At 68.7% G+C, this 21,257-nt stretch carries 17 protein-coding genes and 5 pseudogenes; 13 read left to right on the forward strand and 9 right to left on the reverse strand.

Annotated features, from left to right (window positions below):
* Positions 1 to 2 precede the first annotated feature (2 nt).
* From ACIGWZ_RS10115 to ACIGWZ_RS10140, 6 genes and pseudogenes are all read right to left on the reverse strand, one after another.
* Positions 3 to 2,648: an FtsX-like permease family protein gene (locus ACIGWZ_RS10115; protein ID WP_400062734.1), complete on the reverse strand. Its 2,646-nt coding sequence runs from the start codon at positions 2,646 to 2,648 to the stop codon at positions 3 to 5.
* Positions 2,645 to 3,418, reverse strand: a complete 774-nt coding sequence (locus ACIGWZ_RS10120; RefSeq protein ID WP_400062736.1) for an ABC transporter ATP-binding protein — start codon at positions 3,416 to 3,418, stop codon at positions 2,645 to 2,647. Before ACIGWZ_RS10120 ends, ACIGWZ_RS10115 begins: the two co-directional genes overlap by 4 nt.
* Complete coding sequence (locus ACIGWZ_RS10125; protein WP_400062738.1) at positions 3,415 to 4,077, reverse strand: ABC transporter ATP-binding protein; 663 nt, start codon at positions 4,075 to 4,077, stop codon at positions 3,415 to 3,417. Before ACIGWZ_RS10125 ends, ACIGWZ_RS10120 begins: the two co-directional genes overlap by 4 nt.
* A complete protein-coding gene (locus tag ACIGWZ_RS10130; RefSeq protein ID WP_400062739.1) occupies positions 4,077 to 4,703 on the reverse strand; it encodes a hypothetical protein in 627 nt (208 codons plus the stop codon). The genes ACIGWZ_RS10125 and ACIGWZ_RS10130 overlap by 1 nt, the downstream gene beginning before the upstream one ends.
* A gap of 265 nt (positions 4,704 to 4,968) precedes the next feature.
* Positions 4,969 to 5,787, reverse strand: coding sequence for a polyphosphate kinase 2 (gene ppk2 / locus ACIGWZ_RS10135; RefSeq protein WP_400062741.1), 819 nt, complete (start codon positions 5,785 to 5,787; stop codon positions 4,969 to 4,971).
* Between the two features lie 128 nt (positions 5,788 to 5,915).
* Positions 5,916 to 6,119, reverse strand: a pseudogene (locus ACIGWZ_RS10140) (putative PEP-binding protein); the annotation flags it as partial.
* A 377-nt stretch (positions 6,120 to 6,496) separates the two neighbouring features.
* Between ACIGWZ_RS10140 and ACIGWZ_RS10145 the strand changes: the two are divergent.
* A pseudogene (locus ACIGWZ_RS10145) lies at positions 6,497 to 6,637 on the forward strand (flavin reductase family protein); the annotation flags it as partial.
* Between the two features lie 541 nt (positions 6,638 to 7,178).
* Here ACIGWZ_RS10145 and ACIGWZ_RS10150 read toward each other — a convergent pair.
* Entirely contained in the window at positions 7,179 to 7,538 is a 360-nt protein-coding gene (locus ACIGWZ_RS10150) for a DUF1003 domain-containing protein (RefSeq protein ID WP_400062743.1), read from the reverse strand.
* Between the two features lie 564 nt (positions 7,539 to 8,102).
* Here ACIGWZ_RS10150 and ACIGWZ_RS10155 point away from each other — a divergent pair.
* Both ACIGWZ_RS10155 and ACIGWZ_RS10160 read left to right on the forward strand, forming a co-directional pair.
* Positions 8,103 to 8,582: a TetR/AcrR family transcriptional regulator C-terminal domain-containing protein gene (locus tag ACIGWZ_RS10155; protein ID WP_400062745.1), complete on the forward strand. Its 480-nt coding sequence runs from the start codon at positions 8,103 to 8,105 to the stop codon at positions 8,580 to 8,582.
* Between the two features lie 130 nt (positions 8,583 to 8,712).
* Positions 8,713 to 10,008 (forward strand): FAD-dependent monooxygenase, encoded by a 1,296-nt coding sequence (locus ACIGWZ_RS10160; RefSeq protein WP_400062746.1) that lies wholly within the window; start codon positions 8,713 to 8,715, stop codon positions 10,006 to 10,008.
* Between the two features lie 140 nt (positions 10,009 to 10,148).
* Here ACIGWZ_RS10160 and ACIGWZ_RS10165 read toward each other — a convergent pair.
* Positions 10,149 to 10,355 (reverse strand): annotated as a pseudogene (locus tag ACIGWZ_RS10165) (SDR family oxidoreductase); the annotation flags it as partial.
* Between the two features lie 174 nt (positions 10,356 to 10,529).
* Here ACIGWZ_RS10165 and ACIGWZ_RS10170 point away from each other — a divergent pair.
* The 3 genes from ACIGWZ_RS10170 to ACIGWZ_RS10180 all read left to right on the forward strand — a co-directional run bounded on the left by ACIGWZ_RS10170 (position 10,530) and on the right by ACIGWZ_RS10180 (position 12,494).
* Positions 10,530 to 11,210 (forward strand): HemK2/MTQ2 family protein methyltransferase, encoded by a 681-nt coding sequence (locus ACIGWZ_RS10170; RefSeq protein ID WP_400062748.1) that lies wholly within the window; start codon positions 10,530 to 10,532, stop codon positions 11,208 to 11,210.
* A gap of 61 nt (positions 11,211 to 11,271) precedes the next feature.
* Positions 11,272 to 11,460, forward strand: coding sequence for a CDGSH iron-sulfur domain-containing protein (locus tag ACIGWZ_RS10175; protein ID WP_400063270.1), 189 nt, complete (start codon positions 11,272 to 11,274; stop codon positions 11,458 to 11,460).
* Positions 11,457 to 12,494: an iron-containing redox enzyme family protein gene (locus tag ACIGWZ_RS10180; RefSeq protein WP_400062750.1), complete on the forward strand. Its 1,038-nt coding sequence runs from the start codon at positions 11,457 to 11,459 to the stop codon at positions 12,492 to 12,494. Before ACIGWZ_RS10175 ends, ACIGWZ_RS10180 begins: the two co-directional genes overlap by 4 nt.
* A gap of 220 nt (positions 12,495 to 12,714) precedes the next feature.
* Here ACIGWZ_RS10180 and ACIGWZ_RS10185 read toward each other — a convergent pair.
* Positions 12,715 to 13,370 (reverse strand): annotated as a pseudogene (locus ACIGWZ_RS10185) (hemolysin III family protein); the annotation flags it as partial.
* A 1,044-nt stretch (positions 13,371 to 14,414) separates the two neighbouring features.
* Here ACIGWZ_RS10185 and ACIGWZ_RS10190 point away from each other — a divergent pair.
* From ACIGWZ_RS10190 to ACIGWZ_RS10220, 7 genes and pseudogenes are all read left to right on the forward strand, one after another.
* Positions 14,415 to 15,041, forward strand: coding sequence for a hypothetical protein (locus tag ACIGWZ_RS10190; RefSeq protein ID WP_400062752.1), 627 nt, complete (start codon positions 14,415 to 14,417; stop codon positions 15,039 to 15,041).
* A gap of 3 nt (positions 15,042 to 15,044) precedes the next feature.
* On the forward strand, positions 15,045 to 16,001 hold the full coding sequence (locus ACIGWZ_RS10195) for an SRPBCC family protein (RefSeq protein ID WP_400062754.1): 957 nt from the start codon (positions 15,045 to 15,047) through the stop codon (positions 15,999 to 16,001).
* A 1,369-nt stretch (positions 16,002 to 17,370) separates the two neighbouring features.
* Positions 17,371 to 17,805, forward strand: a complete 435-nt coding sequence (locus ACIGWZ_RS10200; RefSeq protein WP_400062756.1) for an Asp23/Gls24 family envelope stress response protein — start codon at positions 17,371 to 17,373, stop codon at positions 17,803 to 17,805.
* A 39-nt stretch (positions 17,806 to 17,844) separates the two neighbouring features.
* Positions 17,845 to 18,072 (forward strand): hypothetical protein, encoded by a 228-nt coding sequence (locus ACIGWZ_RS10205; protein ID WP_400062758.1) that lies wholly within the window; start codon positions 17,845 to 17,847, stop codon positions 18,070 to 18,072.
* Between the two features lie 629 nt (positions 18,073 to 18,701).
* On the forward strand, positions 18,702 to 19,202 hold the full coding sequence (locus ACIGWZ_RS10210; protein ID WP_400062760.1) for a DUF6286 domain-containing protein: 501 nt from the start codon (positions 18,702 to 18,704) through the stop codon (positions 19,200 to 19,202).
* 9 nt (positions 19,203 to 19,211) lie between these two features.
* Positions 19,212 to 19,808: an alkaline shock response membrane anchor protein AmaP gene (gene amaP, locus ACIGWZ_RS10215; protein WP_400062762.1), complete on the forward strand. Its 597-nt coding sequence runs from the start codon at positions 19,212 to 19,214 to the stop codon at positions 19,806 to 19,808.
* Positions 19,809 to 20,348: 540 nt separating this feature from the next.
* A pseudogene (locus tag ACIGWZ_RS10220) lies at positions 20,349 to 21,197 on the forward strand (alcohol dehydrogenase catalytic domain-containing protein); the annotation flags it as partial.
* Between the last annotated feature and the right edge of the window lie 60 nt (positions 21,198 to 21,257).

Genomic DNA, 21,257 nt, shown 5'->3' on the forward strand with positions numbered 1-21,257 from the left:
AGTCACAGCTCTCTCAGCTCCGTGAGCGGTGGCCGCCGGGCGTGACGTACGGCCGTCCACGCCGCGAGGGCCAGGGCAGCCGCGACGGCCACGGCGAGTGCGCCCAGGTATCCCCACGGCACGGCGAGTGCGTCCGGGGGCGGGTCGAACACTCCGGAGAGGACCTTGACCAGCACTTCGGACAGCGACCAGCCGAGGAGGACTCCGCCGGCCGCGCCCGCCACCGCCACCAGGCCGGCCTCGCTCCACACGATTCCGGACAGCTGCCGCCCCCGGGCGCCCAGCACGGATGCCAGCGCCAGGGTGCGGCGCCGCTCGGTGAGGCCGAGGGCGAGCACCAAGCCGCCCGCCGCCGCGCCGATGACCAGGGCGAATCCCAGTTCCACGCGGGTGAGTCCGCCCAGGTCCACGGCGGTGAGGCTGGATCCGGTCACCGTCCGGGCGGACGGCAGGTCGGTGACCTGGGCGGCGGGTCCGAGTACCGACCGGACGTGGCGGGCCACCGCGCGCTGGCCGCTGCCGCCGGTGTCCACCAGCAGCGTGCCGATCGCGCCGCTGCCGGTCGACCGGGCCACGTAGGCGGAGTTGGCCACCAGGAAACTGTCCTTGGGGGCGGTTGGGAACTCCTTGACGACGCCCACGAAGCGGAACGCCACGGGGTGCAGCCGGTGAGTGCGGCTGTCCTGAAGACGCAGCCGGACCTGGTCGCCCGGGTGGAGCTGGAAGTCCTTGGCGGTCTCGGCGCTGACGAGGAGTCCGTCGGGCTGCCGCTGGAGCCGGTCCATCAGCTGCCGCGCGCTGCCGCCCGAGAAGTACGCATTCTGGAGCCGGCCCGCTCCGACAACGGTGGACGGCCGTACCCCGTACAGGTCCTGGAGGTCGGGGCCGACATACGCGAAGCGGTGCTGCAGGGGTTCCACGCTCCGTACCCCGGGCAGGGCCGCCACCCGCGTCGCGTCGGCCGTACCCCCGGTGGAGCCGGGCGACTCGGTGACCGTGACATCGGCGCCGTTGGTGAGCACCGCGTCGACTCCGGCCTGCTGCCGGTACGTGGAGTTGAAGACGGCGGTCGACGCGGCGAAGGCGATGGCCAGCGCGAGCAGCACCACGGCCCTGAGCACGGTGCCCCGCTGCCGGGACAGGCTCGCCGCGGCCGTGCCGGACAGTGCCCCGGTCAGCGGTCGCAGCAGCCGGGCCAGTACCCGCCGTCCCCGCCGCAGCAGCAGGTCCATCAGCAGCCAGGCCAGTAGAGCCCCACCGGTCCACAGCAGGGCCGGGCCGGCGAACGCCCAGTAGTTGACCGACAGGGTCGGTGTGCCCTCGGGAGCGAGGATCAAGGCGTAGTTCGTACGGCTGGTGATCCTGAACACCACCGACGCCGAGGCCAGCAGCCCGGCGGCCAGCACCCACCACGCAGCGCGCGGCACCCGGCGGCGCTCCACCGCCGCCCGTCCCGCCACGACGGTGGCGGCCTTGACGTCACGGCGCGCGGGCAGCAGCACCGTACCGCCGGCGATCACCGCGCCGACGGCGACCGCAGCCAGCGCCCAGCCGGCGGTGAAGGTACCGGTCGTCCCGAAGGCCGTACGCCCCAGCAGTGCCGCCACCCCCAGCCCCGCGGCCCCGCCGGCGACGGCCACGATGCCCGCTTCCACGGCCGCAAGCGCCAGCAGCCGGCCGGCGGAGGCACCACGCGTCCGCAGCAGCGACTGCTCCCTGCGCCGCCGCGCGGCACCCGCTCCGGCGACCGCCGCGGTGAGCGCCCCGGCCAGCACCGCCCCGGGGACGCCGAGGAACAGGAAGAGCATCTGCGCGTACAGGGCGTCGGACCGGGCCGCGTCCAGCACCGCGCCGAGGTTGTCACCGACCACACCGGCACCGGCCAGTCGCAGGTCCGTGTGGTGCGCGCTGCCGGTCGCCGTGTTGTAGGCGACGGCCGGGTCGTGCGGCAGGGCGTGGCTGCGCCGTACATGGATCTGGTCGCGGACGAGGTCGGGGCGGGCGGTGGCCAGCCGGTCGAAGGCCGCGTGCCAGCGCGCTTGCGGAAGCAGCACGACATTGTCCGGGGGAGCGGTCGGCTGGGACTGCGGGGGCGCGCCGACCTTCTGGAACAGCGAGTCGGCGTACGGAAGGTCCACCACCCCGTCGACCCGCACCTTGAGCGGCGGGAGTCCCGCCCGCCCGACGGACACCACGTCACCGGGTGCCGCATGCAGGTTCGCGGCGGTCTGCTGGGCCAGCAACACCCCGTCCCCCCGTCCGGACAGCACCCGGATCTCGCCCGGGAACGCCGTGCGGTAGCCGGCCGGAACGCCCAGCACGGCGCCGGGCCCGGTGGTCTGGGAGGTACCGCCGGCGGTGGCGCTCAGTCCGCTGGTGTCCGCGTACCCGACCGGCAACGCCGTCCGCGTGCCCGGCGTGTGCCGCACGGTGGCCAGCACCTGCCGGGCATCGGCGCCGCTCGCCGCCTGCACCTGCCAGTCCACCACGACCCCGCGCACCGACTGCGCCGTCATCGTCGCGCGCGTGGCACCCAGGAAGCCGCCGAGCGCCGCCAGCAGCGCCACCGCCGTGGCCACCCCGGCCGCCACTCCGAGCAGCCGTCCGCCGCGGCGTCGCAGCAGTCCGGCCAGCCAGATCCTGATCACGGCCGTTCCCCTCCTCGGGAGCGCCGGGGCGGACTCGCCGGACCGCCCGTTCCGTCGTCCGGCTCCGGCTGGATCAGCCGGCCGTCGGCCATGTACCAGCGGACGCCCAACTCCCGTGCGACCCGTGGATCATGGGTGGTGACCAGCACCGCCGCACGCAGCTCTGCGGCCGCGCCGAGCAGCACCGACAGCACCTGACGGCCGGTCTCGCGGTCCAGCTGCCCGGTCGGCTCGTCGGCGAGGACGAGCCGTGGCCGGCGCGCCAGCACCCTGGCCACCGCGACCCGCTGGGCCTGCCCTGCCGACAGCTCGTCCGGCAGCCGCCGCGCCAGCTCCTCCAGCCCGAGACGTGCCAGTGCGGCCCGCGCCCGGGTGTCCGCTTCGTCGTCCGGTACACCGTCGATCCGCAGCGGCAACGCGACGTTCTCGACGGCGGTGAGCGGGGGCAGGAGACTCGGGCCCTGGAAGACGACGCCGATGTGCCGGGCGAGACCGCCCGCAGGCGAACTGCCGAGGCCCGGGTGGCTCACCCGGCCCGCCGTAGGACGGTCCAGCCCCGCCATCAGATGCAGCAGGGTGGACTTCCCCGACCCGGAAGGACCCACCACCGCGATCCGGACGCGGGGCGCAACCACGCAGTTCAGGCCATGGAGGGCGACGACGGCGCCCGGCCCCCTCCCGTAGGTCCGGGCCGCGTTCTCACAGCGGACCAGCGGCGCGCCGGTTTCCTTCGTGCCGGTGGCCCTCAGGGTGTCGGGTGCGTCCATCATGCCCACTTCCCGTCCCTCAGCCGCAGTACCCGGTCAGCGGCCCCCGCCACGGCACGGCTGTGGGTGACGACGACAACGGCGGTCCCGGCAGCGGCACGTTCGCGCAGCAGGTCCAGCAGCCTCCGTTCCGTCTCCGCGTCCACCTCGCCGGTCGGCTCGTCGGCGAGCAGCACATCGGGCGCGTTCGCCAGCGCGACGGCCAGGCCCGCGCGAGCAGCCTCCCCTCCGGACAGCTCACCCGGCAGCGCCCCAGCGCGCAGGCCGATGCCCACACGGTCCAGGAGCTCCTGCGGTGGCGTACAGGTCCGGGCGGGCGCCAGTCGCTGCACCAGCGCGATGTTGTCCCGGACGGTGAGGTGGTCCAGCAGATTGCCCGTCTGGAAGAGCACGCCGATGTGCCTGGCCCGGATGCCGCCGCGCTCGCGTTCGGCGCGGTGGCTGAGCCGTTCGCCGACGACCCGTACCGTGCCGCCGTCCGGTTCGTCGAGCCCCGCCAGACAGTTCAGCAGGGTCGTCTTCCCCGACCCGGACGGCCCGGTCACCGCCACCGTCTCGCCGCGCTCGACCTCCAGTCCGACGCCTCGCAGCGCGAATGTCTCCTCCTCGCCGGCCCGGAAGAACCGGTACAGGGAACGGGCGCTGAGGACGGGCGCGGCCATCAGGACCACCGGAAGGAGTCCGTGACGGTCCGCCAGGGGTCGACGTTGTCGGCTCCCACCCCGCCGGACAGCGTCAGCACGGCCTCGCCCTTGTGCGGCTTGTAGAACACATACCGCTGGACGTCCAGGGGAACGCGCTTGCCGGTCACCTGGTTGGGAGCGGAGCTGACGCGGTACTCGGCCAGCACCGCTGTGCCCTCCTTGCGCTGTACCGAGACCACCTTGACCAGTGAGAAGTGGGTGCTCGCGGCGCGGATCGCCGGAATGTCCTTGGTGCGTACGGAGTTCACCGTCGGGGCAGTCGTCGCGTGGACGCGTTCCACCCGCACGCTGTTGAACTTGTCGGTGAACACCGTCGCCGGCCCCTGCGTGGCCCGCGCCCATCCCTCCGGCACCTTCACCGTGAACCCGCCACCGGGCGGCGACCACGGTACGTACACCTGCGTGTCGGGGATGTCTCCAGGGGGGTTCGAGTCGGCGGGCGCCGGCGTAGGGGCGGACGGCGCCGAGACACCGACAGCGTGACGTGCCGCCGTGGATGCGGACGACGAGCAGGCCACCGCGCCTGCCGTGGCTCCGGTGACGAGCACGACGCCGGCCGCGGCAGCGGCGAGAGGACGACGCATGAGGGACACCTCCCGGTGAGGGCGGCGGCCGACCCGCCGCCGCGGTTTCCGTCCATACCCCGACGCTAGGAGCCGTCCGGCCAGGGCCCGCACTGCGCGTGGTGAGCGCACGGTTAACGGCCCGTCGTGCCCGGCCTCAACGACTCCGACGTTGACCTCGCACGGGCCCGCGAGCTTTCCCAGTACGCGCACGCCACCCCACGCCGCTCGTCCGGTGCCGAGCCCTGTTGCTGTGGTACCGCAGCACGATTGAGAGGCGTCGGGGTCACTCCAGCCCGGCCGCGTGGTCGGGAACGTACGTCTGCAGGTCCCGGGGCGGCCGCTGGTAGCCGGTGGCCGGCGGCCGGGGCGGCAGTTCGAGTGCCGGCGGGGCGACGTCGCGGTAGGGCATGGTGGACAGCAGATGGGCAATCATGTTCAGCCGGGCCCGGCGTTTGTCGTCGCTTTCCACGACGTACCACGGTGACTCCGAGATGTCCGTGTGCACGAACATCTCGTCCTTGGCGCGCGAGTAGTCCTCCCATCGAGTCAGCGACTCGAGGTCGATGGGGGAGAGCTTCCAGCGGCGGGTCGGGTCTTCGAGCCGGCGCCGGAACCGCTGCTCCTGCACCTCGTCGCTCACCGAGAACCAGTATTTGCGCAGCAGGATCCCGTCCTCTACGAGCATCCGTTCGAAGGCCGGGCACTGCCGCAGAAACCGCTGGTGTTCGGAGGGGGTGCAGAAGCCCATGACCCGCTCGACGCCGGCCCGGTTGTACCAGCTGCGGTCGAACAACACGAACTCGCCGGCCGCGGGCAGGTGCTCCGTATAGCGTTGGAAGTACCACTGGGTGCGCTCACGCTCGGTGGGTCGGGGAAGCGCCACGATGCGGGCCACCCGAGGGTTGAGGTACTGGGTGACGCGTTTGATCGCGCTTCCCTTGCCGGCCGCGTCGCGCCCCTCGAAGACCACCACCAGCCGGGCCCCCTCGGTACGCACCCATTCCTGAAGCTTTACCAGCTCCGTCTGTAGCCGGTACAGCTCCCGCTCGTATACCGACCGCGACAACTTTGCACGACTCCCGCTGCCCGGTGACTCCGCCATGCGACGACCGTACGAAGAATTGCCGCCTCCAGCTCAGGCAGGAGAGCCGAACGGGGCCAGGGCCCGCCCGGTGCGCCGCCGCGCCGCATCAGCCGGACATGGTGCGGAGCCGCTCTCGGCCAGGCACATCAGCACTGGAAGTAGCGGTCTCGTCCCGCGTCCAAACGGGCGATGGGCACCCGGTAGGGCGAGCACGAGACGTAGTCCAGCCCGGCCGCATCGAAGAAACGGATGGAGTCAAGGTCGCCACCGTGTTCGCCGCATGCCCCGACCGACAGGCCGGAGTGGGCGGCGCGGCCCTCTTCGCGTGCGAGGGCGACCAGGCGGCCGATGTGAGCGGGGCGCCCACGACCGAGCCGTCCGCGTGCAGGGTGCGGAAGGCGTACGAGCCCCACCCACACCGCTCCGGCGGTACGGGAGGGGGATCAGGCGACGCGTGACGGTGTGGGACTGGAACTGCGAGAGAGGTGGAGGATTCGTAGCCCAGTTCCACACTCAGGGTGGTGCTGACCTTCCCTCCGATCCCGAAGACGCTCACGCCGGCCTCGGCGGTGATGGAGATATCTGTGCTTGCGCGGAATGTGTCGCCCGTCCGATTTCCTGGTGCTTGGCGGCTCCGATACCGGGTACTTTCCGTCGAACTCAGGGGTTTGGCGGTGCCGTGGATCCGCTGTAAGATCCGCGGCCGCCTGTGCGGATATTGATCACCATGCGCATTGACTTTGATCCCGCTGAGATGTCCGGCAACGAGTTCTACAAGCTCCTGACCGCGGTGGTCGTGCCGCGGCCCATTGCATGGGTGTCGACCATTTCCGCCGACGGGACGGCGAACCTTGCCCCTGCGAAGTTCTGAGGAAAGTGGTACGGGGGATGGGACGTTAGCCCAGGTCAAAGCATCGCGGCGATGCGTTTCCTGATGCGCAACCCCCGGCGGGTGCTGTCCGAGGCACAGATCCTCTTCGCTGGGGCGGTACCGGGTCAACGCGGCGAATGGGTGACGACCGCGACGTGCTGATCACGGGTCTGGCACTCCACCCGGTCGAGGAGAGGGTGCACCGGTTGGTGGCGGTCGAGGCGGCGGTGTTCGGCGGCGCCCTCGCGGTGACCGGGTCGGAGTTCACTGACACTGTAGGAGCCCCCTTCCGCTGGCCGGTGCATGCGGGCCGGGGCCCGCCCCCTCGACGTGTTCCCCTCGTCATGCAGGCGTACGACCCGGCACGTGAGCGCCGCGAACGACGCCTCCTCCCTCGGCGGCCCGTCGTGACTCGAGTGGCTCCGTCCCAGGGGGCGGCGCCAGCCCGTCCCGTGCATTTCGGAGCCGCCGACTGGCTGTGTCCCCGCACGGCCATCGGTCCCGGCCGGCATCGCGAGGGCCTCCCACCCGCGGTGCGTTACTGGCTGGACTCCTCGATCAAGCGTCGGTGCAGTTCGGTGGTGAGCGCATGAATTTCCCGCGTGAGCTGGGTGTTGGTCTTGAGCTCCAGCTCCTGCTCGTTGAAGTCGTGGTCGGCCTTGGCCTGCTGGAATGTGGCCTGGCGATTCTGTCCGATCATGATGAAGGTGGACAGGAAGATCGCCTCGAGAGACACGACCAGGGTGAGCGTGGGCCAGGGATCGGACTCGATGAAGAGCATCCAGAGCGCGAACACCGCGGCGTGCACATAGACGAACCGCATCGAGCCGGCATACCTGGTGATCGCATCCGCGATCCGCAACTGAAAGTCGGCCATCCGCTGCGCACGGTGTGCCACGACAACAGGGTGGTGCGGACGACCCTCCGTAGGCTCGGGCTGCACGGGATCTCCAAGGTGGATCTACGGAGCCGGAACGGCTGCCGCGAGCTCGACTTGACTACCACCACACCCCCGGCCGGGTTCGGTGGCAAGCGATGGAAGCAACTGGAGTAGGCCGGTGCCACCACCGGGGTGGACGTCCTTTCGCGCCGGTCGTTCTTCGTGAGGCCGCGAACCGCATCGACGACGCGTCCGACGGTTGGTCCGCTCGTGTATTCACGAGAGGCCGCGTGCGGCTTCTCAGGGACGGGACGGCCCGATTCAGCTCAGGTGGACCCACGCAGCTGAGGACTCAGCCAGGCCAGGGCTGGTCCTGGACGGATCGGCGCTGTGGCCCGTCCACGCAGCGAGGCTCGACGTTCCGCGCACAGCAGCCGTGTGGCTCGCGACGGACACGACACCCGCCTGGCGGACAGGGCGAGAACCAGCTGCGGCTCCAGGGTGGACGAGGCGGGCGCAGGTCGGTTGCGCTCAGTGGGGAGGGGCCCGCGGTGCCGAGACTGCTGAGGCTGGTCGACAGGCATGGGCCGGTCTCGTGGGGGAGTTGCGAACGGTGGATTTCGCCGCGACGTCACCGCCCTGCCCCGCCGGTGGGAGGATCGAGTTCGGGCCCTGGCGCGCTGGGGCCGGGGCGCGATCCGCGCGCGCCGCGATGCGGCCCGCCTGCTCGCCGGGCTCTCCACGGCAGAGGCGCATACCTACCGGTTCGCCGACACGATGATCCAGACTCTGCCCGACGCGGGCTTCTCGCCCCGCACGGCGGCCTGGGCGAACTGGACCATTTTCTATGTGGTCCTGGGCATCACCCAGGAACAGCAGGCGCATGCCGCCGAGCCGCCCGAGCGGGTGACGGAATTCGACGACCCCGACTACCCGGCGCTGAGAGAGGCCGCCGCACACGTCGTCGCCGGTACCTACGAGGAACGCTTCGAGTTCGCACTGAACATGCAAGTGGTCGCGCTTCGAGCGGAGTTGGACCCTATGGGCGGCGGTCCGGCCTGACTCGGTCCGGGCCCGAGGCGGTGTGACGTGCAGACGTTGCCCCGTCGGCGCCTCGCGGAACTCGGCGACCGAAATGTGCGTTGTGCTTCCCAACAACGTTCCCGACCACGGGAGAACGGAGGGACGGCCGATGCGAATCACCGTTGTGGGAGGGGGCATCGCAGGGCTGACCTGCGCCCTGAGCCTGCATGCCGCAGGCTTCCGTCCGCAGGTGCGGGAGGCGGCACGGACCATCGAGGCGGTCGGCGTGGGAATCAACCTGCTGCCGCACGCGGTACGGGAACTCACGGAACTCGGCCTGGCCGACGAACTGGCCGCCATCGCGATGCCGCCGCACCGGCTGAGCTACCGCGACCGGGCGGGCGAACCGGTGTGGGAGGAAGCCCTGGGGCTCGCGGCGGGTTACCGCTGGCCGCAGTACTCCGTACACCGCGGCTGTCTGCACCTGATGCTGCTGGCGGCGGTGCGCAGCCGCCTGGGATCGGACTGCATCCGCACCGGTCAGCTGTTCCAGCGCTTCGAGCAGACGCCGCACGGCGTCCGGGCCCATTTCCTGGACCGGACCGGCGGCACACCAGTGGCCGAGGACACCGATCTGCTGATCGCGTCCGACGGCATCGACTCCGCGGTACGCGCCCAGCTGTACCCGGCCGAAGGCCCCGCGCACGGGAACGGCGTCCACATGTGGCGCGGGGTCGCACCGTACCCTCACCTCCTCGACGGCCGGTCGATCGTGGTGGCCGGCGGCACCCCCGGTGCGAAGTTCGTCGCCTACCCGATCGAGGACGGGGTGGCGCAGGGCGGCGACGCCCTGATGAACTGGGTGCTCGAAGTGCGCCGCGGCACGCACGTCGCACCGCTGGACCGCTCGAACCGCCGCATCACGACGGCGGAAGCCCTTACAGGCGTGAGGGACTGGAGCCTGCCGTGGGTCGACCTGGCGAAGCTGGTCGAGCGCTCATCGGCGATCTTCGAATACCCCATGCTCGACCGCGACCCCCTGCCGCGCTGGAGCTTCGGCCGGGTCACGCTGCTCGGCGACGCGGCCCACCCGATGTTCCCGATGGGCATGAACGGCGGATCGCAGTCCATCGTCGACGCCCGGGTACTGGCCTGGTGCCTGGCTCGGGAGCACGACCCCGAAACCGCACTCCGCCGCTACGACACCATGCGCCGGCCGACGGTCAACGCGATTGTCCTGGCCAACCGCGAGTTGGGGCCGGAGAAGATCATCGCGCGGGCTGCGGAGCACGGCGGGGCGCTGCCCGTCGACGAGGCCACAAAGACGGCGAGCGCCTACAAGGAGCTGACCCGGGCGACAGTCGCACAGGTCAACTCCCGCCCCTCGTGGACCGTTCGGACAGGGCCGCGGACGCGGCCTCGGATCCTGCACGGTGAGGACGCGCCCGCGGGAGTCCCTACATGACTGCCGTGGGATCGCTGTGCGTAGTCGGAAGGGTTCGGCAGTGCACGGGGTTGCCGGTTCGGCAATCCTGATGCAACCCCTTCCATGCACTGGCACAAACTTCTTGCACAGCGTCGAAGACCAAGCAGCGTCCGGCAAGGTTCCGCAGGCTGGGCCGGCCGTCCCGGGGAAGATTGCTTGCCGAAGGTGGTGGTGTCCGGAAGTGTCGCCGGGATAAGCGGGGTCCACACCGGCCCGGGGGCAACTGCGTTGACGCGGATGCCGTCGGAGGCCAGCATCTGGGCGAGTCCCTGGGTGAAGATGACGATGGCGCCCTTCGTCGTCGCGTAGCCGAGCAGGTGCGGGCTCACTGCCGCGTTCATCGTGCATCAGGCTGACGACAGCGCGGACCGTGGTACGGACGGGAGGATCGGGGGAGTGCCCTCTGCTGGAGAAGCCGATGCCCGGGTGGTCGGCCCAGAGCAATAGGCTGGAGAAGACGCATGCACCCGGGGCCCGCACTCTCGGGGCGGAGGTGCCGTATGAGCGCAGGGACAGCGATGCTCGCCCGATCGCGCCCGCTGGTGACGCTGCCCGGTGTCTACGTGCCGCATGAGGACACGCGGCTCCTCTTGCGCGCCCTGTATCGCGAGGGGGTGGGGGCCGGCACCGAGATCCTGGACCTCGGTTCGGGCAGTGGAGCCCTCGCGGTAGGTGCGGCACGGCGTGGCGCCCGGGCCACTGCTGTCGACATCTCGTGGCAGGCGGTGATCTCCACGAGGATCAACGCATGGCTCTCCCGGCAGCGCGTCACCGTGCGCCACGGCGACCTGACTGAGGCCGTCTGCGGCCGTTCCTTCGACATGGTCGTCAGCAACCCGCCTTACGTCCCCACACCCAGCAACCGCTCGCCCTGGGGGGCGGCGCGGGCGTGGGATGCAGGACGCGACGGGAGGCTGCTCGTCGACCGCATCTGCGAGGTCGCGCCTCGGACGCTACGCCCCGGGGGCGTACTGCTCATGGTCCATTCCGCACTGTGCGGCACCGAGGACACCCTGGAACGTCTGGCATCCGAGGGGCTGGCAGCAACGGTCAGTGATCGCGCGATCATACCGTTCGGCCCGGTCATGCGCTCCCGGCTGGCCTGGCTGCAGCGCCAGGGCCTGCTGGACGAGGTCCGGGACACAGACGAATTGGTGATCATTCGTGCCGAGCACTCCTGAACGCCCATGCCGTATCGCCCTCGTCCGCGACGGTCCGCTTCTGATCGAGGGTCCGGTGGAAGTGGTCGGTGACGACGGTACGGTCTGCGTCTCCCGACGCTTCACCGTCGCGATCTGCATGTGCCGACGCAGTCGCAGCTACCCCTGGTGCGACACCAGCCACCGTAATCGTTCGGGGCCTGCGTCCGATCCCGATGACGGCGCCGTGTCCCCGACAGCGGACCGGATCCGCGAAGGAGATGAGCCATGACGGCCGACCTCGGGGCGACCCGTCCCGGCAGGCCACAGCTTCCGCGGCCGCGCGGCTGTCTGTCGGACATGGTGATCGAGTGGCTCCGTGCCGGGGAAGGGCCCCTGCCGGCCCAGGAGGAGGTCCAGCGAGCCGGCCCGTACGGGGAGGATTTCCAGCTAGCCCTCTACGTGCTGTACGAACTGCACTATCAAGGCTTCGACGGCGTGCCCGATGACCGTGAATGGGAGCCTGCGCTGCTGTCGGTGCGGCCCCACCTGGAGGAGGCGTTCCTCCGGGCCCTGCGTGCCGACGTCCCGGCGCTCGACGCACGGGAGGCGATGGCCCGCCTGCTGACCGAGCCCACCACCGACGACGGCACCAGCGTCAGCCACTACTTGAAGCGCGAAGGCCGGCTGTGGCAGCTGAGGGAGTACGCGGCCCTCCGTTCGTTGTACCACCTCAAGGAAGCGGACCCGCACGCCTGGGTTCTTCCTCGTCTGCGGGGCCGCGCGAAGGCAGGGATGGCCGCCATCGAATTCGATGAGTTCGGCGCCGGCCGGGCCGAGGACGTCCACGCCCAGCTCTTCGCCGACCTCATGGCTGACCTCAGCCTGCAGACCGCGTACGGCTACTACCTCGACCTGGCATCCGCCGAAATTCTCGCCACGGTCAATCTGATGTCTCTGCTGGGATTGCACCGATCCCTGCGCGGCGCACTGATCGGCCACTTCGCTACGGTCGAGGTGACCTCGCCGCCGGGGGCACGGCGACTTGCGGAGGCGATGCGCCGCACCGGTGCCGGTCCCGCCGCGGAGAGGTTCTACGACGAGCACGTCGAGGCTGACGCCGTCCATGAACAGGTAGTCCGCAGAGAAGTGATTGACGGCCTGCTGAGCGACGAGCCGAACCTCGAACCCGATGTCGCCTTCGGGATAGGCGCCACCGAATTTCTCGAAGGCAGGCTCGCCGGAAGTCTCCTTGCCGCCTGGCGAGAAGAGCGTAGTGCGCTGCCGACCCCGTTGCCGCTTGCCTGCGCCTGCAAGCCGACATGAAGTGAGAACTGAGGTCGGGTACGTCCTCCTCATAAGGCTCCCGAGGACGGCAGGAGGATGGCATGGACGTGAGCAACGACGGCTTCAGGCCTCTGGCGGTGGAGGGGCATCGGTTGAGAACGGCTGCTGAGGGTCAGCGGGCCGCAAGGAGGACGGCGGTGTAGTGGGCAGCGAAGGCGGCGACGGTGAAGGCGTGGAAGACCTCGTGGTAGCCGAACCAGCGGGGAGAGGGGTCGGGGTGCTTGAGTCCGTAGGTCACTGCGCCCGCGATGTACAGGAGACCTCCGGTGACGATGAGGATCACCACGGCGGCTCCGCAGGTGCGCAGGAAATCGGGCAGGTAGAAGACTGCCGCCCAGCCCAGCACGATGTAGCAGAGGGTGTAGAGCCAGCGTGGGGCGCCGATCCAGACGATGCGGAAGGCGATGCCGGCCAGCGCGCCGGTCCACACCCACCAGAGCAGGACCGAGCACTGTGGGGAGGGCAGAAGGAGCACGCCCAGGGGGTGTAAGTGCCTGCGGTCATCACGAAGATGTTGCTGTGGTCCAGGCGGCGCAAGATGGCCTCGCCGCGCCGTCCCCACGCTCTGCGGTGGTAGACGGCACTGGTGCCGAACAACAGCCAGGAGGAGATCGAGAAGACCGCGCACGCAAGGGTTGCTCGCGGTGAGCGGGCGAGGCGGATGATGACGACACCAGCGACGACCGAGGTGGGGAATATGACTGCGTGAAACCATCCACGCAGTCTCGGTTTGAGCGATTCCAAAGCATCGGCAGCCTGATTCACCGCACCTTTGGCAGAGGCACGCGGGGTGAGGGCCGGAAAGGATGAAGGACCCCTTGCCTGCTCACGCTCCAGGGGGTCTTCGGCAGTCATGCGGTCATGCTAGGAACCCGATGGCTGTGGCGATCGGAGGCGCGGGCGTGCGCAGACCGGAAAAGCATGAGCATTACGTCTTCGGGTTGTTCTTGCTTACGAGCGCGCGAAAGAAGGACGGTCAGCTGAGTGAATTTCTACCCCTGCACCTCGCCCGTCACGTACGTTTCGCCGCTGATGCAGGTCTCGCGACGACCTCGACTCCGGCCGGTGGGCTGAACTCAACAGCGACCTCGCCGACCTCGACGCGGCAGATCTCGGCCTCCGCCTGCTCATACCTTGACCCGCGTCGCATGGCGGCTCCTGGACGGCCTGCTGGTTCGGCTGGTTGTCAGACGGTCCCTCCCGCGTGGCGCAGTCGGATAGGAAGATGACCGTCGCGCCAGGCCCCTCCTGCGGCTGGGCGGGACGGGCCGGGTCGGGCTTCGTCACCTCGGGGTAGGTCCCGCCTTCAGCGGCCTTGCGGGCCTCAAGCGCGACCGCGTCCGCGGTCAGGGCGCCGGCCCGGTGGGCCGCGGCGAGTCCGGCGACGACGTGCTCGTGTTCCATGTGCCGGCCCAGCAGCACCTCGATCAGGGCCTGGTGTTGGCCGCCTCGCCGTGAGGAGCGGCGCGAGCCGCGGTCCACCAGGCTTCATGGACGGGGGTCTACAGACCCGGAGTTGCGTTGGCTGGGTCGGGTCGACTTGTTGAAGACACTCTTTCACGCATGAAGGCACGCCGGGACCGAGTCAGGTGTGCGCAGCGCGTGCCGAAGGGAGCCGGAGCCGCAGCTGTGGGCCCGACATCCTGGACAACTGCTCAGCTATCCGCATCAGTTCGCCCACTGCTACGTCCGTGCCTCGTTCTACCGCGGGATAGTCCGTGATCTTCATGAGGAACCGCCTGGGAAGATGCGAGCCCGTTGTTCCGGGTGGAAGCTGGAAATGCGGGAGGGCACAGCCACCTCGATGGCACCTGGGAGTCTTTCCCTCAGACCGGCGGCAGTGCAAGGAGCTGCTTGCCCTCTAAGTAGTCTGATTCCACGAGTCACACGAGGCCATTCATGGATACCGAAACGAAAGTCACTTTGGCTGCTGCGATCGCTGCCGGATACGCGCTGGGCCGGACCAAGAAAGGCAAGCTCGCCATCGGAGTCGCCTCGATGCTCGCCGGGAAAGGGATGCTCAGTCCGAAAGCGCTGCTCGGTCAAGGCGTGAGCAAGCTGGCTGAGACACCCCAGGTCGCACAGCTCATTGACCAGATTCGTGGTGAGGTTTTGGAGTCTGGTCGTGCCGCACTGTCGGCGACGGTCAACCGCGGGTTCGCGTCCGTCGCCGAGGTCCTGCAGGAGCGCACGAGCGCTCTACAGGAACCACCCGAAGACGAAGAGGCCGACGAGGAAGAGGGCGAGGAAGCGGAACAGCAGGATGAGGACGAAGAGGCCGACGAGGACGAAGAGGCCGACGAGGCCGAGGACGAAGGGGAGAAGACTTCCCGCCGGAGATCAGGGAAGAAGGCGGCCGCGAGGCGGACGGGCAGGGCGCCGCAGAAAAGGGCGACAGGACGGAAGGCTCCGGCGAAGAAGACTGCGGGCAAGAAGGCTCCGGCGAAGAAGACAGGAGCCGGCAAGACGACGGCAAGAAAGTCCGCTGCGAAGAAGACATCCCGCCGGACCGACCGGAGGAGGTAGGCCATGGCCGAGAAGGAGGACGACACCACTCCAGAGGGCCCCTCCGGCCTCGACATGCTCAAAGAGCAGCTAGCTGAATTTGCCCAAGCACAGGGCCAGCGGCTGGTAGACAAAGCCGGGGACAAAATCACCGAACTCGCGCAGGGCCTGGGCGACGTGGGTGACGGCAACAGCACCCTGCTCAACGTAGGGAAGCGCGTTCTCGGCGGAGGGGAGTCGCCCATCAAGGCGTTTCTCAGTGAGAAAGCCGGTGACCTCAAGGATAAAGCGGTAGATACCGTCAAGGGGTTCTTCGGTGGTGGCGGAAAATCCGGGGACAAGAAGGTAACTAATATCGTCGAGGTCATCGACGTTGGTGTGGATCTGCGCACCGTATATGACCGCTGGACTCAACTCGAGGAGTTCAGTAGCTTCACCAAGGGCGTCAAGAGCGTCTCGCAGTCGGACGAGATCGAGAGTGACTGGAAGCTCAAAATCGCCTTTTCCAACCGCAGTTGGAAAGCGACCGTCCAGGAACAGGTCCCCGACGAGCGGATCGTGTGGAACTCCGAGGGAGGGAAAGGCACCACGCGCGGTGCCATCAGCTTCCATGAGTTGACCTCGGACCTCACGCGCGTCGTTGCCGTCGTTGAGTACTACCCTTCCGGATTCTTTGAGAAGACCGGCAACATCTGGCGTGCTCAGGGGCGACGTCTGCGTCTGGACCTCAAACACTTCCAGCGGTTTGTCACGCTCACTGATAACGAAGAGGTCGAGGGCTGGCGCGGCGAGATCCGCGACGGGGAAGTCGTCCGGACCCACGAAGAGGGGCTCGAGGATGACGAGGACCAGGACGACGAAGGTGAAGAAGAGGAAGATGACGAAGGGTTCGAGGACGAATCCGAAGAGGATGAAGGCGAAGACACCGAGTACGACGAGGAGGAGGACGGCGAGGCGGGAGAATACGAAGACGAAGAATAGTAGCAAGCGTCCGCGAGCGCGAGCAGGGGGCGTCCATCTTGCCGTCGGCCCGATTCCATGCCGACGGTGAGGTTGTGTGCGGCAATTGGTTCCTGCAATGCGGGGAGCGGAGGTTGGCGGATTTGTTTATTCAGGGGTGCCAACTATCCTGGTTGTGGCGCCACACTCGGCTGCCCGCGGTGTGGCGGACACGAGAGGCGGGTCTGCACATGACCAAGCACGGAAAAGCATCCCAGCCCTCACGTGGCGAAGGATCGAGCCGCCACAAGGGGACCAAACACCACGGCTGGTCTCAGGATGTCGACGAGACCCGGCAACAGGACAATCCGAGCGCGCACCGCTCGTTCCACCCTGACAAGTACGCACCCGAGCCTGGGACCGACAAGCCCACCTCGAAAGAGGAGATGGAGGGTGTCACGGGCGACACCGTCAAGAGTTCCTCCCGAAGGGGAGAGAGACAGGGCGGCAGGGCCAAGGAAAAGGGCATGCACGACGAAGGCCGTCGCGGCCGTTCACAACGCCCGAGCGGCAGTAGGGACGCCGAGGCGTCCACAGGAGTTGACCCTCAGGAACCGCGCTCCGAGTCGGAGTGAGAACCCTTGCTAGGTGCAGAGAGCTCGGTCGCTGTGGTCTGTGACCCTCGATGCCCCATCCGTGCCGCCGGAACGACTGCCCAGGTCTCACCTGGGACGGAGGCGCCTGCGCAGAGGCTCGGTCGTGTTGAGCTGTGGCCGTCCCTCGTTGCCGCGGTGGCTGACCGCAACGGGCTGAAAAGCGTGCTGTTCAGTAGTGGACGTTGAGGCGTGAGACGGCCTTGTTGACCATGCCTCGGACCTGTTTGGCCGGGCGCTGTTGTTCGCCGTGAAGGGCGTTGAGGACCGGCAAGGTGGCGGGCTGCGCAGGAATGTGTTGCGTTCTTTCATGTCGACCTCATGAAGGCGGGGCGCTGATATGAGGGTTCGTCGTGCGCCGGGGTGATGTCAGTACCGCCCCAACGCGCAGGGTCTCCAGCTCCACGCCGGGGACCTTCGCAGCCTCGCGCCCGAGTACCCGGACGGCCGCCTGCTCGGTGATCCAGGCCCCGTCGTTGGCTCCTCCGAGCGGGAGCAGTCGGCCCACCTCGAGTTGCAGTCTTACAGCCTGCACCCACGCCTCGGCAGTCACCGGCCTCTCACCTCCTTCGCCGTGGTTCGGCTGTCGAGTTGTCCGGATTGCTGCGCGGGCCGAAAGGGCTTTCCTCATGGATGCAGGCCCCACATGCCTGACAGCTGTCGATGTCATCGTGCCGCACCACCAAGCAAAATGTCTTAGATGTTATCTAATGTGCTTAACAGGGTCTGTATGTCGTTTCCGGCGGAAGGGTGACGTGATGACGGAGAACACCTCTGGAAGGGTCCGCGGCGGAGATCCGAGGTCTCGTGGCCGCACGTCCATCGCTGATGTGGTGGTGGAGAAGATCGCTGGAATAGCCGCCCAGGACGTGATCGGCGTCCACGCCCTGGGCAGCGGCTTTGCGCGCTCCATGGGGGCTGTGCGGGGGCGTGTGCCCGGAGCGGGCAGCGGCAAATCCGTCACGCGTGGAGTAAGCGTCGAGGTCGGGGATGTGCAGGCGGCCATTGATCTGGAGATCGTCGTCGACTACGGCGTCTCGATTGTGGACGTTTCCGGCGCCGTGCGGGTGAACGTGATCTCTGCTGTGGAGCGGATGACGGGCTTGGAAGTCGTGGAAGTCAACATCGCGGTCAGCGACGTGAAGCTTCCCGACGAGGAGGACGAAGAGGAAGACCAGCAGCGGGTCCAGTAGCCGAGCCAGGAGCGGGTTGGTTGAGCGAAGGAGCGCGTGATGAGTAGGGCCGTGGTCGGCTTGTTGGCCGGAATGGCGCTCGGGTTCGCCGGGTACTTCGGTGGCTTCGGGGCCTTCCTGACGGTGTTGGGGCTGGGCGTCGTCGGGTTTGTGGTCGGGCTTCTGCTGGATGGTGATCTGGAACCGGGTTACTTCTTCCGTCATCGTGATGATCAGCAGCGGGGCGGCTTTGAGCAGCGACGGGCACCGGGGGACTGGCGGCGGTGACAACGGAAGCCGATCGGCCCTCGGGCGATGCCAGCGGGGAGCGCGGTGCGATCACTATCGCCGACCGGGTCGTTGCGAAGATCGCTTCACAGGTGGCTCGTGAGACGCTGAACCGGTTCGGCGAGGCTGCCGGGCATCTGCCGGCCAACCGTCCGGCACCGCACGTGACGGTGTCCGTGCGGCGGGCAACTGAGCGGAAAGCTGCCCCGCACCAGGCTGTCGGCAGACGGCCAACGGCGCTCGGTGAAGCACGGTTGCGCATCGCCGTGGAACTGGGCTATCCGTCCGACATCGGGGCACAGTGCGCCGCGGTCCGTCGAGACGTCACCCAACGGCTCAGGGCATGGGCCGGCATGGAGGTGCCCGACCTGGCGGTGTCCGTCCAGAGGCTCCACTCGGCGCCCTCACAGCGCACAGGTGGGGAGAGGGTGAGATGAGCGCCCGCGAGCCACGCTCGAACACGGCGACTGCCGGCCGGTAACGGGCATGCACACCCCGGCCCCGATCAAGCTGCATCGGCGGCAAGCGACCCCCCGGAAAGCGGTGCCACGGGAGCGGATGAGGACTCCGGTCGGTCGGCACACCGCTTCTGGTCCGCCCGGCGAATCCCCGCGTCTATCATTGCCCTCTTGTGCGTCGCCGGCATCGGACTGCTCTTGTACGACGTGGTCTCGGTGCGGGCACACCGGCCCGCCATGGGCTGGCGACGGCAGCTCGCCGACGAACTGGCCACGCGGTCGTTGAATGACACCTGGCTCACTGCCGGGGCCGCAATCGCCGTGATCCTGGGTCTGTGGCTCTTCCTGCTGGCGGTGACGCCAGGACTGCGCAGACTGCTACCGATGCGACAGCCCACCGAAGCCCCAGGGGCAGTAGAGGTCCACGCCGGGCTGGACAGCCGCGCAGCCGCCCTCGTGCTGTGGGACCGGGCCATGCAGGTGCCTGGTGTCCAGTCGGCTCGGATCGATGTCGGCCGGCGGAAGATCAAAACCCGGGCCCAGGCACATTTCCGTGATCTCGACGACGTCAGCTCAGACCTGGACGCGGCCCTGAACGAGACGGTGAGGACGTTGGGCCTCGCCCGGCAGCCCAGGCTGACCGTGCGCGTCCAGCGCCCGAAGAAAGGCTGAGGCATCTTGATGCTGACGAGAGCGAACCGGGTGCTGCTCGGCCTGGTGGGCCTTGGACTGTTCGCTCTGGGCGGCGGAGTACTGCTGGGCGGGCTGGGTCTGCAGCGCCACTGGGGCTTCCGCATGCCGGGCTGGTGGCCCTTCCGCGGACCGAACGACGTGCTGCTGAGCGCCGAGGGCCGCACCCGGTGGCAGGGGCAGGGATGGTGGTGGCCGAGCGTGATCGCAGTTCTCGCCGTGGTGTTTGTGCTAGTTCTGTGGTGGCTGCTCGCGCAGTTCCGCAGACATCGGTTGGGAGAGGTCCTCGTGGATGCCGGCGACGGCGCGGGAGCTCGACTCAACGGCCGTGCGCTGGAGAGTGCGATCGCTGCAGAGTCGCAAGCCCTGGACGGAGTGTCACGGGCTCGTGTCCGGCTGACGGGGCGGCGCACCGCTCCAGCCGCACGAGTCCGACTACGGCTGGAAGCCCACGCAGAACCCGTTGAGGCGGTCAGACAATTGGCCATGGAAACGCTCGCGCACGCACGCAACTCGGCAGGTCTGAACCGCCTCCCGGCCGAGGTCCGACTGCGAGAAGTACGCCACCGCGCCCACCGCGTCTCCTAAGGCTGCCCGCAACTGGTGGGCCCGTGGGGGCGCTGGTGGGCAGGGACAGGGAAGATCTCAGCGGATGTCCGATGTGGATCGCGTGGGCTCCCCGGAGTGTCCGGTGTGCCCTGGCGTCGCCTTGCCCGGATGTTTCCCACGGCTGCGGCGCCCTTCTCCGGAGGCCGGCCGCCGACCTCCCGTGACATCCGACTGCGCGAGAGTGGTCATCCGTCCCCGCTGGAGCACTGTGGGCGAGGTTCGGGGGTCAGGGGCGGCAAAGCCCCGCGCGAACCCCAGCGTGTCCTGGTCGTCGTCGATCTGGCTCACGAGCCCTCGCCTCGACGGGACGACTGGCCTGGTGAGGAACTCGGGCACGCGCTGTTTGCGAGCTCACACCACGGTCACGGCGGCCCTCCGGGTGGTGTCCGATGTCCACGTGTTTCACGTGCCGCATGCGTCCCGATCCTGCGCATACGAGACAACCGTCGCATGGTGGAAGTGGATCGCCGAATGTGTCGCGTGCGCTGCCGGCAGAGATCATGCGTGTGAGGAGCCAAGATGAGGGCCCTGGCCTGGCAAGGCAAGCGTGATGTGCGGGTGGAGACGGTTCCCGACCCTGAGATCGTCGGTGCGACCGACATCATCGTGCGCATCACCTCCACTGGAATCTGCGGATCGGACCTGCACCTGTAGGAGGTCCTCGGTCCGTTTCTCGACCCCGGGGACATCCTTGGCCACGAACCGATGGGCATCGTCGAGGCGATTGGTGCGGCGGTTACGGAGGTAGCGGTCGGCGACAGAGTCGTCGTCCCGTTCAACATCTCCTGCGGCACCTGTTGGATGTGCAGTCAGGGCCTGCAGTCGCAGTGTGAAACGACCCAGGTCACGGACCGTGGGATGGGAGCGTCACTCTTCGGCTTCTCCACACTTTACGGCCAAGTTCCGGGTGGACAAGCTGAGTTGCTACGCGTCCCGTTCGGCAACGCGCTGCCCATCAAGGTGCCGCACGGCCCACCGGACCAACGGTTCGTCTACCTGTCCGATGTGCTGCCCACCGCCTGGCAGTCCGTCGCCTGTGCAGGCATCCCCCCGGGCGGCAGCGTCACCGTGTTGGGGCTCGGCCCCATCGGTGACATGGCTGCCCGCATCGCCCTGCACCGTGGTGCAGCCAAGGTGTTCGGCGTCGACCTCGTCCCGGAGCGCCTCGCCAGGGCTCGTGCTCGCGGGGTGCACACCCTGGATCTGAATGAGTAGGGGAAGGGTGTCGGCGACGAAATCCGTCGCCTCACTGAGGGGCGCGGCACCGATGCCGTCATCGAGGCTGTGGGCATGGAGGCGCACGGGGCTCCTCTGAGCAGAGCCGCCCAGAACCTCGCCGGACGACTGCCGGATGCGTTGGGTTCGAAGCAACCGGACTCCTGGGAGCCGGTGGACGCGCTGACGAATCCCGCCCACGGCAGCCGGCGA

The sequence above is a fragment of the Streptomyces sp. NPDC053427 genome (assembly GCF_044544985.1).
In the GTDB taxonomy this organism is placed as follows: domain Bacteria; phylum Actinomycetota; class Actinomycetes; order Streptomycetales; family Streptomycetaceae; genus Streptomyces.

Bases quoted from the DNA above. Each gene is read 5' to 3' on its own strand.
- ACIGWZ_RS10120 (WP_400062736.1), bottom strand. From the start codon at position 3,418: ATGATGGACGCACCCGACACCCTGAGGGCCACCGGCACGAAGGAAACC.
- ACIGWZ_RS10205 (WP_400062758.1), top strand. From the start codon at position 17,845: ATGAGTAGGGCCGTGGTCGGCTTGTTGGCCGGAATGGCGCTCGGGTTC.
- ACIGWZ_RS10125 (WP_400062738.1), bottom strand. From the start codon at position 4,077: ATGGCCGCGCCCGTCCTCAGCGCCCGTTCCCTGTACCGGTTCTTCCGG.
- ACIGWZ_RS10170 (WP_400062748.1), top strand. From the start codon at position 10,530: ATGAGCGCAGGGACAGCGATGCTCGCCCGATCGCGCCCGCTGGTGACG.
- ACIGWZ_RS10160 (WP_400062746.1), top strand. From the start codon at position 8,713: ATGCGAATCACCGTTGTGGGAGGGGGCATCGCAGGGCTGACCTGCGCC.
- ACIGWZ_RS10130 (WP_400062739.1), bottom strand. From the start codon at position 4,703: ATGCGTCGTCCTCTCGCCGCTGCCGCGGCCGGCGTCGTGCTCGTCACC.
- ACIGWZ_RS10180 (WP_400062750.1), top strand. From the start codon at position 11,457: ATGACGGCCGACCTCGGGGCGACCCGTCCCGGCAGGCCACAGCTTCCG.
- ACIGWZ_RS10200 (WP_400062756.1), top strand. From the start codon at position 17,371: ATGACGGAGAACACCTCTGGAAGGGTCCGCGGCGGAGATCCGAGGTCT.
- ppk2 (WP_400062741.1), bottom strand. From the start codon at position 5,787: ATGGCGGAGTCACCGGGCAGCGGGAGTCGTGCAAAGTTGTCGCGGTCG.
- ACIGWZ_RS10195 (WP_400062754.1), top strand. From the start codon at position 15,045: ATGGCCGAGAAGGAGGACGACACCACTCCAGAGGGCCCCTCCGGCCTC.
- ACIGWZ_RS10155 (WP_400062745.1), top strand. From the start codon at position 8,103: ATGGGCCGGTCTCGTGGGGGAGTTGCGAACGGTGGATTTCGCCGCGAC.
- ACIGWZ_RS10190 (WP_400062752.1), top strand. From the start codon at position 14,415: ATGGATACCGAAACGAAAGTCACTTTGGCTGCTGCGATCGCTGCCGGA.
- amaP (WP_400062762.1), top strand. From the start codon at position 19,212: ATGCTGACGAGAGCGAACCGGGTGCTGCTCGGCCTGGTGGGCCTTGGA.